The sequence below is a fragment of the Corynebacterium heidelbergense genome (genome assembly GCF_028609845.1).
GTDB lineage: Bacteria > Actinomycetota > Actinomycetes > Mycobacteriales > Mycobacteriaceae > Corynebacterium > Corynebacterium heidelbergense.
In genome coordinates this window covers 1,811,513-1,826,148 of sequence record NZ_CP063191.1, presented here as the reverse complement: position 1 = coordinate 1,826,148, position 14,636 = coordinate 1,811,513, and the positions used below count along the sequence as shown (strand labels likewise).

Genomic DNA, 14,636 nt, shown 5'->3' with positions numbered 1-14,636 from the left:
GGTGGTGGCGTCGACAAGAAAAAAGACCTATCTGGCGTGGGACTTCCGGGCCGGAGCCGTAGCGGACTGGGCCCCCTGCACCTTTCGCGCCGGGCCCACCCGATCCGTGACCCCTGCGGGAAGATCGAATGTCTGCCGGAACTCCGGGCTGGCGGAGAACCACTGCGGCGGATCCGCATGGTCTAGGCCCAGTGCGTCGTTGATGGCGTTCCACCGGGTCACCTCATCCCAGCCCACCAGGGTCACCGCGATCCCGGACTTGCCCGCCCGCCCCGTCCGGCCGATCCGGTGGACATAGGTGCGCTCGTCCTCCGGCACCTGGTAGTTCACGACATGCGTCACCTCCTGCACATCGATCCCCCGGGCGGCCACGTCGGTGGCGACCATCACGTCCACCTCATTGGTGCGGAACTGCGCCAGCGACGTCTCCCGGTCCCGCTGCCGCATATCCCCGTGCACCGCGCCCACCCGAAAACCCAGCGCCGCGAGATCCTGGGCCACGAACGCCGCCTGCCGCTTCGTGCGGGCAAACACGATCGTGCGGCCCCGGCCCGGGGATTGCAGCAACCGGGCCAGCGCGGACATCCGATCCAATTTGTGGGACTGGAAAACGATCTGCCGGGTGCTCTTGTGCGTGGCCTCCGTGGCCCCGCTGTCGGCCTGGATCATCACCGGCTGGCGCATGAATTTGCGGGTCAGGGCGACAATGGGGCCGGGCATCGTTGCTGAGAAGAGCATCGTCTGGCGCTGGGGGCTGGTGGCCGCGAGGATGGCCTGCACGTCGTCGAGGAAACCCTGATCCAGCATCTCGTCGGCCTCATCCAACACCGTGATCTCCACCAAGGACAGATCCAAAATCTTTTGCCGGTGCAGATCCAAGAGGCGCCCGGGGGTACCCACGACCACATCGCTGCCGTTATCCAGGGCCCGCTGCTGGGCCTCGAAGCCCACGCCGCCGTAGATGGGGGTGACGGTCACCGCCCGACCGCCCACCGCGAGGTTCCCGGCGGCCATCTCCAGATCCCCGGCCACCTGCAGGCACAGCTCTCGCGTCGGCACAACCACCAGTGCCCGCACGGAGCCGTCCAGCTCGGTAATCCCCGCATCGTCGAACACGCGATCCAGCAGGGGAATACCGAACCCCAAAGTCTTGCCCATCCCCGTGCGGGCTTGGCCGATGACATCCTGCCCCTTCAACGCGATGGGCAAAGTCAGCTCCTGGATGGCGAAGGCGTGGCGGATACCGTGCCCGGCCAGGGCGTCCACAATCTCCGCAGCCACGCCCATCTGGGTAAACGTCGGCCCCTGGGGGGAATGGGCGGCGGAACTGCGCACCGGGCCTCCTCGTTAGCCAGTAGACAATTAATCGTTATGATGGTCAGACTACTGCACGGACAAAACCCCCTAAGGATGGATAGCTGCTGATGCAGATCAAGATCGGTTTGGTGCACAATCCGCGCGAGTTGCTGATTACCAGCGACAAGAGCCAAGAGGAGATCCTGCCGCAGCTGGAACAATTCCTCGCCGCGGCAGAGGACAACAATGCCACGACCACCCTGGAGGATTCGAAGGGCTCCAAGTTCATCCTCTCCCGCCCTCAGGTCGCCTATATTGAGGTCGGAACCTCCGAACGCCGCTCCGTCGGCTTCATCTGATCCGGGAAACCCTCGCTGTGGCAATTCGATGAATCGCTCCCCCCTGCCGCCGCCCACCCCCAGCCGCCCCACCCGGCGGCCGGGGGTGGATCGCGCGCGCCGGGAACAGTTCGACCTGCCGGCCCCGCAGCGGAGGGCCCGGCCCAAGCGCTCCGCCCGGGGTTTGCTGGAGGAGGGGCGGTGGAAAACCCTCGTCCTCGTCGTCGCGGCGCTGGTCAGCGGCCTGTTGCTGGGAGATGCCCTGCACTCGGGGGGTGGCGAGGGTTCCGCCCCCACGGCCGCGGTCGAAAGCTCCGGGGATGGGGCTGAAGGCCCGGTGCCGGACGGACAGTACACCGGCTACAAGGTGGGGGACCTGCCCCACGGTGGGCCGCTGACGGAGACGGCGAGCGGCAAGTACCGGACTGTGGGGGAGCCGGGCCAAAAGGTGGGCAAGGGGGAGAAGGTCTTCACCTACGTCGTGGAGGTGGAAGACAGCATCGATTCCTCCACCTTCGGCGGGGATGGGGCCTTCGCCGCCATGGTGGACGCAACCTTGGCCAACCCCAAGGGCTGGACGCACGACCCCAAGTTCGCCTTCCAGCACATCACGGAAACAAACGATCGGCACCCGGACCTGCGGATCCAGCTCAGCACGCAGAAGACCACGGCGGATACTTGTGGGGCGGAGTTCGCCATGGAGACTAGCTGTTTCTACTCCGATGGCGGGCGCGTAGTGCTCAATGAGGGCCGGTGGGTGCGTGGGGCCCTGCCCTTCGAGGGGGACCTGGGGGGATACCGGCAGTACATGATCAGCCACGAGGTGGGCCACGGCATCGGCTTCGCCAACCACCAGCCCTGTGAAAAGAACGGTGCCCTGGCCCCGGTGATGATGCAGCAGACCCTCAGCTTGAACAATCGGACGCTGAAAAAGATCGAGCCGAATGAGGTGTACGGCGATGACGACACGACCTGCCGGCCGAACCCCTGGCCCTTTCCGCTGCAGGGGCGGTGAGCGGCGATGAACGACCGCGTTACCGAGGACTTGGGTGCCGCGGGCCCCAGCGCACCCATGCCGCCGGAGCACATCCTGGCTAGCTTCCAGGTGCCCGCGGCCCACCCCGTCCTGCTAGAGGATTCGTGGGGCCAGGGCTGGCGGTGCGAGCGGGCGGTCATTTCTCGCAGCGCGCCGCAGGATCAGGCGGCCTGGGTGGCGCGGGTGATGACTCGGGTGCGCCCGGCCGGGGTGTCCGTGAGCCGCCCCATCGTGTCGAGTGATGGGCGGTTCAGCGTGTCCGGGTGGCGGGCGCGAACCTTCCTCTCCGGGCATGGGGCCCCGCGCTTCGACGAGATGGCGGCGGCGGCGCTGCGGATGAATGAGGCGCTGGTGGGGGAGCCGCGGCCGATGTTCCTGCTGCCCCCGGACCCCGGACAGTCCTTTGGGGAGGAGGAGATTTTCCGGGCGGCCGATGCCGCGGCCTTCGCCCCGGATCCGAGCGTTTGGATCACTGCGGTGTTGGACCCGCAGGCGGTGCCCCGCGAGGATGTGGCGCAGGCTTTGGTGCGCGCGGCCCGGGCGGCGGGGTTGCGGGGGAAGATCGGGGAGCGTGAGCAACTGGTCCACGGGGATATCGCCGGGTGCGTGATCTTCGATGGGGTGGCGGATCCCGCGGTGACGGACTTGGTGCCGATGTGGCATCCGACGGCGTGGTCGGTGGCTCTTCTGGTGGTGGATTCGATGGCCTGGGCCGGGGGGCCGGATGCGCTGCTGGATCGCTGGCAGCATTTGCCGGACTTCTGGGAGCTGGCCCTGCGGGCGGTGATGTATCGCCTGTTTGTGCATGCCCTGCACCCGCAGTCCCGCGCAGTGGCGTGGCCGGGGTTGGCCCGGGTGGCGGATGTGGTGGTGGCCCGGATGGAGGCGATGCGCGCCGAGGGGCGCGGCTAGGGGGCAAGACGGGTGAATCGGGCGGCCCATTCGCGATGTCCCGGCCGCGTGCCACACTGGGTGGCATGAACCCGCTACCGCCTTCCGATTCCGCCGATAGCCCCGAGGCGCGCATGGGTGCGGCGCGGCGTCCCACCGTGATTGTGGATGCCAACCCACCGAGCGCAGTACCGACCCCTCGCACCTGGTCCGGGGTGCCAGCGGGCCTGGTCACCGGGGATTCGCGCCTGGACTACGCGCGCCCCTATGCAGTTTTGGGTGGGGCGGGGACGGGCAAGACGAGCTTGCTGGTGGATGCCGTCGCGGACTTTTTGACCCAGGGCGGGAACCGGGCCGAGGAGGTACTGTTCCTCACCCCCAGCAAGGAAGCGGCGACCCGGGTGCGAACGGAGTTGTTCGAACGGTTGCGCCAAGATGAGCGCTACGCGGCCTCCGGATCCCCGGTGCGTTCCGTGCACTCCTGGGCGTTTGCGGTGTATCGGGCGATTCGGCAGCAGCAGAATCGGCCTCTGCCACGCCTCATCACAGGTGCGGAGCACGACGCGCTGATCCAGCAGATGTTGCAGGGGCAGCGGATTGACGGCAACCGCTACTGGCCCGAGGAGATGGTGCCGGCGCTGCCGATGGTGGGCTTTGCCCGGCAGTTGCGCGACGTGATTCTGCGCGCCACGGAGCGCGGCATCGGCCCGGCGGAGCTCTGTGAGCTGGGGGAGGCTCATGGGCGGCCAATGTGGGTGGGGGCCGGGCGGTTTATGGAAGAGTTTGCCCAGATCCAGCGGTTGAGCGGCTCCGAGAACCTCAATGCATCCGAGTTGCTGCACGCGGCGGTGGCGGCGGTGGATGCGCCGGGGGAGGGCCGGGATTTCCTGCTGCGGATGAAGCAGGGGTTGCGGTTGATTGTGGTGGATGACGCCCACAACCTGGACCCGGCAGCGGCGCAGTTCGTGGAGAACTTTTTCACCCCCGGAACGCGGACGCTCATCGCGGGGGACCCGGATCAGTGCGTCTTCCACTTCCGCGGGGCTGACGAGGCCTTTCTTTCCCGACACGCGGCCGACGAGGAGCACCGGGTGGTGCTATCTGCGAGCCACCGGCTGGGTCCTGCGGCAGTGGGTGCCGTGACCGCCATGACCGCCGGATTGCCCGCGGTGAGCACCCGGGTGCCGCTGCGCGCCGCGGCGCCGGACAACCCGGGGGAACTGGAGTTGTATCGGGCGCCCAGCGTGACAGCGCAGGGGCTGTACGTGGCGGATGTGATCCGCCGGGCCCACGTGGCCCACCACGTGGAGTGGGACAGGATCGCCGTCATTGTGCGCGGTACCGGGCAGATCGCGCCGCTGCGCCGGGTGTTGCTATCCCACGGGGTTCCGGTGACCGTGGATCCGACGAGCACCGTGCTGGCGGAACAGCCGCTCGTTCGCACGCTTCTGCTCGCCGCGGAGGCGTCGATGCGCGAGCTGAGTGTGGCGGAAGTGGATAGCCTGCTAGCCAGTTCCATCGGGGAGGCGGACCCGATGACGCGCCGGCGGGTGGAGCGGGCCATCGCCCGTGCCCTGGCCAAGCAGCACGCCACCGGGTCTGCGGACCTGCCGCGCCGGGAGGAGGACGGGCTGCCCTTTGGTGTGGCGGAGTGCCTGGCCGCGCTGGTTAATCGCCAGGCTAGCCCGGAGCAGGAACGCCAGTGGACTGCGGCCTTTGGCCCGCGGGAGCTGGGGATGCTGGAGAGCGTGCACCGGGTCTTGGACGCCGGGAGGCAGGCCTACGCCCAGGGGCGCAGTGTGGAGATGGTGCTGTGGGAGATCTGGGAGAAGACGAAGCTCTCCGCCTCGCTGCAAACGCAGGCGCTGCGCGGGGGAACCGCCGGGTCCCAGGCGGACCAGGACCTGGACGCGGTTATGAGCCTGTTCGACATGGCCGGGGATTTCGTGGAACGCAACCCCTCTGCCTCCCTGGGGACGTTCCTGTCCACGGTGCGCGCCCAGGAGTTGCCGACAGGGGGGCGCGACCGGCGGGGGGTGCGGCCGGGTGCGGCGGAAATCCTCCCCGCCCACGCCGCGGCCGGACGGGAGTGGGACCTCGTGTGCGTGGTGGGGGTCCAGGAGGACAGTTGGCCCGCCGGGCCTACCGTGGGCGGGCTGTTCGGCCAGCAGGAGCTGGTGGACCTCATCGACCGGGGGATCAGCCCGGACACCTACGTCTCCCGGCACGTGGCCGCCTTGCACGAGGAGCGGCGCCTATTCCTGCTCGCGCTCTCCCGGGCTCGGCAGCGCACCGTGGTCACCGCCGTGGACAGTCCCACAGGGGAGGGATACGAGCCCTCCCGCTTCGTAGCTGAACTGGCGCAGACCGCGGCGGTGGTAATCACCGGCAAGCCGAGTGGGGAGGGCGAGGATGAGCACCCCGCAGAGAGTGCGTTGCCCCGCGTCCTGGCTCTGGAGCCGGTGCTCGCGGAGATGCGCCACGCCGTGCGCAATCCCCACTTGCCCTACCCGGACCGGCAGGTGGCCGCGCAGAACCTGGCCCGGATGGGGGCGAAAGAGGTGTACGCGGCCCTGCCCCACCAGTGGCTCGGTGCCCTGCCCCCCTCCACGGCGGACCTCATCCTCGATCGGCACGGGGAGCTCCGGCTGAGCCCCTCGGGTCTGGAAGCCCTGGCCAACTGCCCCTTCCAGGTGTTCATGAACCAACACCAAGGGGTGGGAGAGTCCACACCGCAAATGCGCATCGGGATCGCGGTGCACGCGGTGGCGGAAGCCATCATCACGGGCCTCGGGGAGGACGATGCCGTGGCGGCCATTCACGCAGTGCTCCCGGACCTGGTAGAAGCCCCTTCCGAGGCGGCGCTGGAGGAGGCTGCCGACAAGTGGGAAGCCGCGGTGCGCGGGCTCCACCGGTGGATCACCAAGACTAAGGACGAGCTGGAGCACGCCGATCCGCCCGGCAGACTGCTCAGCGAGCACTGGCTGACCGGGGAGGTGGGCCAGACCGAGGAAGGCACACTTGTGCGGATCAGCGGCCGCGCCGATCTCATCGCCATCGCGGGCAATGGAGAGGCGACGGTGTACGACTTCAAAACTGGAAATCACACGCTGACCAAGGATCAGGCGGCCGAAAGTCCCCAGTTGGCCAGCTACCAGTTTGCGCTGGCCCTCCAGGGCCACCAACCGGCGGGTGCCGCCCTGGTCTACCCGGCCGTACCCGTCAAGTCGGGCCCCTCCCTAAGGCGGCAGAACGCCAGCACGGCGGAGGAGCGGGAAGCCTTCGCGCAGTGGCTCTTGGACCTGGCACCCGCAGTCAGCGGCCCGGTTTTCCGGGCTATCCCGGGCAAGCACTGCGTGCGCTGTGACCTGACTTCGATCTGCCCAGCTCAACCCGAAGGAAAGGCGGTAGTGTGATGCACCCCGAACACATTTCCGGGCCTGGCGTCACCCCGGAACGGCTATCCAAGCTGGTGGGCCAGAAGCATCCGCCCACCCCGGAACAGGCCGCCGTGATTTCGGCCCCACCCACCGGCAACTACCTGGTGGTCGCCGGGGCCGGGGCCGGAAAAACCGAGACGATGGCTGCCCGGGTGGTCTGGCTGGTAGCCAACGGATACGTCAACCCGGAGAACGTGCTGGGCCTGACCTTCACCCGCAAGGCCGCCACGGAACTGCGCCAGCGCATTCGCAGCCGGCTCCAGGCCCTGGCCAACAGCGAGTTCATGCAGGATCTGCCCGCCGAGGATCCCCGGCGCGCGGCCCTGCAGAACATTGCCCCGGCAGTGTCCACCTACGACTCCTACGCGGGCACGATCGTGCGGGAATACGGGCTGCTCATCCCCGTGGAGCCAGCCACCCGCATTATCACCGAGGCCGAGCGCTGGATCCTGCTGCGCGATGTGGCCCTCGAATGGCAGGGGCGGGTGCGGGCCTACGCCCAGGTGCCAGAGCTGATCAAGGCGGTGAAGCAGCTATCGGACGAGATGGATAACCACCTCATCGAACCGGCGGAGGTAGCGGAGGAAACCCAGAGCGCCATCGACGAGCTGCTGGCGGTGGCCGGGACCGCAGCCGATGGCGTGACCCCCAAGCTGAACCAGGACAACGAGAAGTTCCTCACCGCGCAGCGGACCCGCCTGGAGTTGCTGCCGGTGGTCGCGGCCTACCGGGCGCGGCTGGACGAGCTGCAGTTGATGACCTTCAGCCAGCAGATGACGAAGGCCGCGCAGCTCGTGGTGGCCCACCCGCAGGTGGGGGAGGCCCAGCGCCGCCGCTTCCACGTGGTGATGCTGGACGAGTACCAGGACACCGGCCACGCTCAGCGCGTCTTCCTGCGCAGTCTGTACGGGCAGGGCAGCACGCCGGCGCCCATGGTGACTGCGGTGGGGGATCCCATGCAGTCCATCTACGGATTTCGCGGGGCCACGGCTTCCAACCTGGAGAACTTCCGCACCGATTTCCCCGTCGGCGATGAGCCGGCCCGCAAGCTGGAGCTAACCACCTCCTTCCGCAACCCGGCCGGGGTGCTCGACCTGGCCAACGAGGTGTCCGCCTGGTCCATGGAGGTCGCAGGCATGCGGGTGGGGGAGCGCCCGGTCTCCCCGCTGACGGCCGGCCCCAACGCGCAAGAAGCCCAGATCAACGTGGGCTTCTTCGACGAGCGCGAGCAGGAGCTGGACTGGTTGGCCGACGAGCTGGCGCGGCACTGGGAGGAACACCTGCGCGCGGAGGGCGGGACCTTCAGCGCGGCCGTGTTAGTTCGCCGGAACATGGACGCCCCGCCCATCTACGCCAAGCTGCGGGAGCGGGGCGTGCCCGCCGAGATGACGGCGGGCCCCGGCCTTCTGGACCAGCCGGAAGTGGCCGATGTGTATGCGACCCTGCGCGTGCTGGTGGATCCCACCGATGACGTCGCCATGCTGCGGCTGCTCACCAGCCCCAGGTGGAACATCGGTGCCGCAGACCTGGCGGTCCTGTCCGAGCGGACCGCCCAGATCCAGCACCGGGGGAGCCAGGTGGCCGCCGAACCCCAGGAACTGCCCGCCCACCTGGCCGGCATTGACTCGCCCTTGGCCGAGACACTGGCGGAGCTCATCCCCAACCCCGCTGAGGGCACGGTGGGGTTGGCGGAGGCGGCGGCGGATTTTTCGGACGCCGTGGACCAGGGGATGAGCCCGGCCGGGGCCCAGCGGATCGCAGCCCTCGCCGCGGAACTGGGCTACCTGCGCCGGCACAGCCTGGGCAAAGCCCTGCCGGACTTGGTGGCGGACATCGAGCGCATGATAGGGATGCGGGTGGAGGTGTTGACCCGTTGGCACGCCGACGCGGAAAGCGCCCTGGGGACCAGCCACCTGGACCGTTTCGCGGAGGTTGTGCGCGGATTTGCGGAGGTGGGGGGCACAGATCCCGCCGCCCTCGTGGACTACCTGCGGGCCGCCCACGACCAGGAGGCGGGCCTGGAGCCGGGGGAGGTCAGCAAGCGGGAAAACACCGTGCAGATCCTCACCGTGCACAAGGCCAAGGGGCTGGAGTGGGACATCGTCGCCGTGCCCCACTGCGACCGCAGCGCCTACGACGACGCCACCTGCCCCAAATCCGCGCGGACCTGGGCCAGCGCCCCGGCACTGGTGCCCTCCGCCCTGCGCGGAGACGCCGACGGGCCCCACGCCTTCCCCGTGCTGGATACCGCCGAGGTCGGCACCCACACCGACCACAAAAAGGCCGTGATGGACTTCGTCTCCCGGGTGCGGGCCTACGGGGCCAAGGAGTCGGACCGCGTCTTCTACGTGGCTATCACCCGCACCCAGCGGGTCCTGCTGGCCAGCGGTTCCGCTTTCTCCCCGCAGGGCGGACAGGGGGCCAAGGACCCGGCAGTGGCCCTCACCCTGCTGCGCAATGCGCTCAGTCCCGATGTGGTGTTTAGCGATCCGGGCACGCCCCCGCTGGCCCATCCCGGACGACCGGTGGTGCACTGGTCCGCACTGCGGGCGAAGGTGACTTCCAAGCACCTCAAGGCCGTCGAGGACGGCCAGCTCACCCGGGAGGATGAGCTCATGTTCCCCAGCGCCGCCCACCTGGATCTCAGCGCGGACTACGCGGCGCGGCGCGATGCGGAGGCGGCGCAGGGCGATCCTGATCCGCGATCGCTCCCGCATTGGCCGCAAGAACCTCTATCCCAGCGGGACCCGGACTTCGCGGAGGCAGTGGCCCTCGTCACCCGCGCAGACCCCAAACAGGCCCCGGCCTCCTCCTCCGAGCTGGCGCAGCAGTGGTGCGCTGAGACGGAGCTTTTGCTGGAGGAACACGCCGCCGAACTGAGGGAGAAGGTGGTGGTGCCCCTCGGCGCCCGCCTCACCGCCACGGAGGCCGTCTCCCTGCGACGCGATGAGGAGGAGTTCGCCCGCCGTCGGCGGCGCCCCGTTCCCTTGCGTCCACAACCAATGGCCAAACGGGGAACCGCATTCCACAACTGGGTGGAACAGCACTACCACATCACTTCTCTCATGGACTATGACGAGCTGCCCGGCGCCTCCGACGCTAGCCTCCAGGACCCCCAGCTCGCCGAGCTCAAGCGGCAATTTCTCGCCTCCGAATGGGCCAACCGGCAGCCGGAGAGCGTGGAGGGGGCCTACTCCGTCACCATCGGCCGGTATGTCTTCGAGGGTCGGATCGACGCCGTTTTTCACGACGCCACCGACCCGGCGCGTGGCTGGCTGGTCCTCGATTGGAAAACGGGCAGCAAGCCGGGGCCCGCAGAGATGCCCGCGGCCATCATGCAGTTGGCGGTGTACCGGCTGGCCTGGGCGAGGGTGCTATCCGCCGAGCTGGGCGTCCACGTGCCCGAGCAGAATGTCCGCGCCGCCTTCCACTACGTGAAGGCCAACGAGACCTTCGAACCGGATACACTGCCAGATGCTGAAGAATTAGAACGGTTGATAGATGGATGACAGGTTGCGGGACCGGTTCCGTGCCGACCGAGAGGTCGACGAGCTGCCGCACCACGCGCTGCTCAATATCGTGCGCATCCCGCAGACGGAGCAGCAGAGCCCCTGGTGGCTGATCCTGCGGAGGATGGCCTACGCCGTCGTGTTGTTGCTGCTCACGGCCATCACGGTGTACATGGACCGGCAGGGTTACACCAAGCTGGACACGTTCGTGGATGCGGTCTACTACGCGGCCGTGTCCCTGTCCACCACCGGTTACGGAGACATCTCGCCGGTGACTCAGCACGCCCGGCTGATGAATATCTTCCTCATCACCCCCATGAGGGTCATCTTCCTCATCCTGCTGGTCGGCACCACCCTCTCCGTCCTGACGGAGGAATCCCGCAAAACCCTGCAAATCCGCCGCTGGAGGAAACGCATGCGCAACCACACCATTGTCATTGGCTATGGCACGAAGGGCCGCTCCGCCATCTCCGCGCTGCTCGCGGACGGGGTGTCCCCCGCCCAGATCGTGGTCATCGACTACGACCGGGAAGTGCTGGACCTCGCCGAAGCGCAGGGGCTGGTGACGGTGTACGGTTCCGCGACGCGCTCGGATGTGCTGAAGCTCGCCGGGGTCAACCGGGCCCGGGCCGTGGTGGTGGCCCCCAACAAGGACGACACCGCGGTGCTCATCACACTCTCCGTGCGCGAGATCGCCCCGTCTGCCACGATCGTCGCGAGCGTGCGGGAGTCCGACAACTCCCACCTGCTACGCCAGTCCGGGGCGGACTCGGTGGTGGTGTCCTCCGAGACCGCCGGCCGACTCATGGGCCTGGCCACTGTGACCCCCTCGGTGACGGAAATGATGGAGGACCTGCTCAGCCCGGACGAGGGCTTCTCCATCGCCGAGCGCCTCGTGGTGGAGGAGGAAGTCGGGGGCAACCCCCGCGTGTTGGAGGACATCGTCCTCGGCGTGGTCCGATCCGGGGAGCTCTACCGCATCGACTCGGCGGAAGCGGAGACCATCGAGCCGGGCGATCGCATCCTCTTCGTGCGGGGCAACCCCACCCCAGAGGAGGAGCAGTAGATGGCCCCCGCCTCTCCAAGGGCCGTGGACCTCAGCGGCCTGGACCCGGAGCAGCTACGCGCCGCCACCGCCCCGCGCGGGCCCGTGTGTATCATCGCCGGAGCCGGGACAGGGAAGACGCGCACCATCACCCACCGCATCGCCCACCTCGTGGACGGCGGCTACGTCAACCCAGACGGAGTCCTCGCCGTCACCTTCACCTCCCGGGCTGCGGCGGAAATGCGCGAGCGCCTGGCCATGATGGGGGTGGCCCGTGTGCAGGCCAAGACGTTCCACGCCGCCGCCCGCCGACAGTTGAGCTACTTCTGGCGCAGCTATGCCGGCGGGGACCTGCCCTGGGCCCTGCTGGATTCGAAGTACCGCCTGGTCTCCCGGGCGGCCCGGCGGTGCGGGGTGGAGCCCTCCAAGACGGTGGTCAAGGACCTAGTCGGTGAGATCGAGTGGGCCAAGTCCTCCCTGGTCGTGCCGGAGGAGTACCCGGCGCGGGTGGAACCGGATCGGCGGGACTGCCCGGTGCCGCCGGAACAGTTCGTCGCCGTTTTCAACGCCTACGAGCAGTCCAAGACCACGGGGGAGGGCATCCTGCTCGACTTCGACGACCTCCTGCTGCACATGGCCGCGGCGATCGAGACGAACCCGGGCATCGCCGACGAGTTCCGCTCCCGCTATCGCAGCTTTGTTGTCGACGAGTACCAGGACGTCACGCCGCTGCAACAACGCGTGCTGGAGGCCTGGGTGGGCCAGCGGGACGACCTCACGGTGGTGGGGGATGCCAATCAAACGATCTACAGCTTCAATGGGGCCACCCCCCGCTTCCTCATGGACTTCTCCACCCGCTACCCGGAGGCGGTGACCGTCCGCCTGCACCGCGATTACCGCTCCACACCCCAGGTCGTGGGCCTGGCCAACGACCTCATCGGCCGCGCGACGGGCCGCATCGCAGGATCCCGCCTGAGCCTGGAGGGCCAGCGCGCGGCGGGGCCAAAGCCCACCTTCGAGGAGTACGCGGATCCCACCGAGGAGGCGGAGCAGGTCGTCGCCCGCATCGGAAAGTTGCTCAAGCGCGGCGTGGCGGCGTCCGAAATCGCGGTGCTGTACCGCATCAACGCCCAATCGGAGAGCATCGAGCATGCCCTGGATACCGCCGGGATCGGTTACCAGGTCAAGGGCGGCGAGGGCTTCTTCGCGCGGGCGGAGGTGCGCCAGGGCATGGCGGCGCTGAAGGCCGCGGCCGGGGAGTTTCAACCGGAGGAGGGGGACGTGGCCCAGGCCGCGCGGGCCAGCCTCGTGCCGGTGGGCCTGACCCCAACCGAACCGACGGGCGCGGAGGAACGCCAGCGCTGGCAGTCCCTCAATGCGCTCGCGCAACTGGTGGAGGAGATCACCACGGCCTCCCCGCAGCTAACCTTCCCCACGGTCTTCGGCATGCTCCAGGAGCGCGCGAGCGCGAAGAACCCCCCGCGGGTGGAGGGCGTGACCCTCGCCAGCATTCACGCGGCGAAGGGCTTGGAGTGGGATGCGGTGTTCCTCGTAGGCCTCACCGACGACATGCTGCCCATCCACTACGCCACCCGAGGCCCCGGCGCCCAGGAGGCCATCGAGGAGGAACGCCGCCTGCTGTACGTGGGGGTGACGCGCGCCCGGGAGCACCTGCACCTGTCGTGGCCGGTGGCTCGGCAGGCGGGGGGTCGGTCCAGTCGGGTGCGCTCGCGGTTCCTGGACGATCTGGTGCCGAATGTGGCTGGGGACGCCAGCAGCGGCGCGCCGGGCCGAGGGGGATCCGCGCGCGGGAGGGGGACCGGCGGCAAGGGGGAGAAGCTGGGCGCCCCGAAACACGCCTGCATGGTGTGCGGGGCTCGGCTGAGCACGCCGGAGATGCGGATCTTGTCCCGGTGCGGCGAGCACGCGTTGGACGGCGATCAGGTGGTGGTAGAAGCGCTGCGGCAGTGGCGGTTGGAGCAGGCGAAGGCCCTGGGGGCTCCGGCGTACACCGTGGTGACGGATGCGACGATCCGTGCGATCGTGCAGCGGATGCCGACGACGGCCGAGGAGCTGGTACAAGTGCCGGGGATGGGGCCGGTGAAAATCGAGCGCTTCGGCGAGGACATTCTGGCCATCACCCGGAACTACGCCTAGGCCCGGGCGAGTTCGCAGCCCGGGCAGTCGGGGGCGGCGGGGATGGGCTCGCGGGTGGGGTCCAGGGCGTGTGGCGCGATGCTGATGCGCTGGGTGAGCTCTGGGCTCAGGGGTGCTGGCGGGCAGCCGGCCTGCCGCCAGGGGTCCAGGTGCGTGAGCAAAATGCTGCGCACGAGGGCCCCGAGCAGTTCGCTGAGGGTGTGGGTGGTGCCGGTGGGGCGGGCGGCGGCCTGCAGGCGGATGCTGCGCCACAACGCGTCTTGGTGCAGGTATAGGTGGTCCAGGCAGCTGAGGCAGGGGGTGTGGCCGGGGAGGACGAGGGGGCCGGCGACGGCGTGGCCGTCGAGGATGCCGAAGGGGTAGTGGGGGATTCGCCGTTCCATGAGCTGGTAGGTGAGGTCCGCCGGCGGGAAGAGCATGCCGGCGAGCAGGAGCGGTTCACCCCCGGGGCGGCGGACGGGGGTGGTGGGGATGCCGTCCCGCTGGAGGATGTCCGCGACGTCCTGGCTGACGCGCCCGGTGTGCAGGTAGTGCCAGGGCCGGTGGGCGGTGGGGGTTGGCGGCGCGGGTTGCAGAACGCCTGCGGCCAGCAGTTCGCTCACTATGCCCGTAGCTTGGCTGGGGCGGATGCCGCAGTGGCTGAGGCTGGTGGCCAGGGCGTGGCTTTCGGTGGGGCGCCGGGCACGGTCCAGGACGTACACGACTTGTCCGGGGCTCACCGTGGTGGGCAGCGGGAGGATGCGGGCGGTGTGGGGGTGCGTGCCGAACTGGACCGCACCTCTAGGCCGGACGAGCAGGGCCAGGCCGGGGCGCAGCCGACACAACAGGGGGCCGGGGCCGGTTACCGCCAGCTCCGCTGAGGCCCGCGTGGGGGGTGCTGATGGTTCTGGTTGCGCGGTCATGGCCCCGGTGGTTCCCCCCTTT

Annotated in this window: 9 protein-coding genes; 7 read left to right on the top strand and 2 right to left on the bottom strand. The window is 68.9% G+C overall.

Going from position 1 to position 14,636, the window contains the following annotated elements; translation table 11 throughout:
• Positions 1-27: 27 nt before the first annotated feature.
• Entirely contained in the window at positions 28-1,287 is a 1,260-nt protein-coding gene (locus CHEID_RS08055; protein WP_112770074.1) for a DEAD/DEAH box helicase, read from the bottom strand.
• Positions 1,288-1,424: 137 nt separating this feature from the next.
• Here CHEID_RS08055 and CHEID_RS08050 point away from each other — a divergent pair, with 137 nt between their 5' ends.
• From CHEID_RS08050 to CHEID_RS08020, 7 genes are all read left to right on the top strand, one after another.
• A complete protein-coding gene (locus CHEID_RS08050; protein WP_112770064.1) occupies positions 1,425-1,655 on the top strand; it encodes a DUF3107 domain-containing protein in 231 nt (76 codons plus the stop codon).
• A 28-nt stretch (positions 1,656-1,683) separates the two neighbouring features.
• Positions 1,684-2,649, top strand: a complete 966-nt coding sequence (locus tag CHEID_RS08045) for a DUF3152 domain-containing protein (protein WP_273661056.1) — start codon at positions 1,684-1,686, stop codon at positions 2,647-2,649.
• A gap of 6 nt (positions 2,650-2,655) precedes the next feature.
• Positions 2,656-3,582: a TIGR02569 family protein gene (locus CHEID_RS08040; protein WP_238599442.1), complete on the top strand. Its 927-nt coding sequence runs from the start codon at positions 2,656-2,658 to the stop codon at positions 3,580-3,582.
• A 65-nt stretch (positions 3,583-3,647) separates the two neighbouring features.
• Complete coding sequence (locus CHEID_RS08035) at positions 3,648-6,977, top strand: ATP-dependent DNA helicase (protein ID WP_273661054.1); 3,330 nt, start codon at positions 3,648-3,650, stop codon at positions 6,975-6,977.
• The gene (locus CHEID_RS08030; protein WP_112770120.1) at positions 6,977-10,510 is read left to right on the top strand and encodes a UvrD-helicase domain-containing protein; all 3,534 of its coding nucleotides are present in this window, start codon (positions 6,977-6,979) and stop codon (positions 10,508-10,510) included. Before CHEID_RS08035 ends, CHEID_RS08030 begins: the two co-directional genes overlap by 1 nt.
• The gene (locus tag CHEID_RS08025; protein WP_112770119.1) at positions 10,503-11,576 is read left to right on the top strand and encodes a potassium channel family protein; all 1,074 of its coding nucleotides are present in this window, start codon (positions 10,503-10,505) and stop codon (positions 11,574-11,576) included. Before CHEID_RS08030 ends, CHEID_RS08025 begins: the two co-directional genes overlap by 8 nt.
• Positions 11,577-13,712, top strand: coding sequence for an ATP-dependent DNA helicase UvrD2 (locus CHEID_RS08020; RefSeq protein WP_273661053.1), 2,136 nt, complete (start codon positions 11,577-11,579; stop codon positions 13,710-13,712).
• Here CHEID_RS08020 and CHEID_RS08015 read toward each other — a convergent pair.
• Positions 13,709-14,614 carry a hypothetical protein gene (locus CHEID_RS08015; protein WP_273661052.1) on the bottom strand — a complete coding sequence of 302 codons (906 nt, stop codon included), beginning with the start codon at positions 14,612-14,614 and terminating at the stop codon, positions 13,709-13,711. The two genes, CHEID_RS08020 and CHEID_RS08015, sit on opposite strands and share 4 nt — an antisense overlap.
• Positions 14,615-14,636: the final 22 nt, after the last annotated feature.

Coding starts and splice junctions, on each gene's coding strand:
- CHEID_RS08020 (WP_273661053.1), top strand. CDS start 11,577: ATGGCCCCCGCCTCTCCAAGGGCCGTGGACCTCAGCGGCCTGGACCCG.
- CHEID_RS08055 (WP_112770074.1), bottom strand. CDS start 1,287: ATGGGCGTGGCTGCGGAGATTGTGGACGCCCTGGCCGGGCACGGTATC.
- CHEID_RS08045 (WP_273661056.1), top strand. CDS start 1,684: ATGAATCGCTCCCCCCTGCCGCCGCCCACCCCCAGCCGCCCCACCCGG.
- CHEID_RS08040 (WP_238599442.1), top strand. CDS start 2,656: ATGAACGACCGCGTTACCGAGGACTTGGGTGCCGCGGGCCCCAGCGCA.
- CHEID_RS08050 (WP_112770064.1), top strand. CDS start 1,425: ATGCAGATCAAGATCGGTTTGGTGCACAATCCGCGCGAGTTGCTGATT.
- CHEID_RS08025 (WP_112770119.1), top strand. CDS start 10,503: ATGGATGACAGGTTGCGGGACCGGTTCCGTGCCGACCGAGAGGTCGAC.
- CHEID_RS08030 (WP_112770120.1), top strand. CDS start 6,977: ATGCACCCCGAACACATTTCCGGGCCTGGCGTCACCCCGGAACGGCTA.
- CHEID_RS08015 (WP_273661052.1), bottom strand. CDS start 14,614: ATGACCGCGCAACCAGAACCATCAGCACCCCCCACGCGGGCCTCAGCG.
- CHEID_RS08035 (WP_273661054.1), top strand. CDS start 3,648: ATGAACCCGCTACCGCCTTCCGATTCCGCCGATAGCCCCGAGGCGCGC.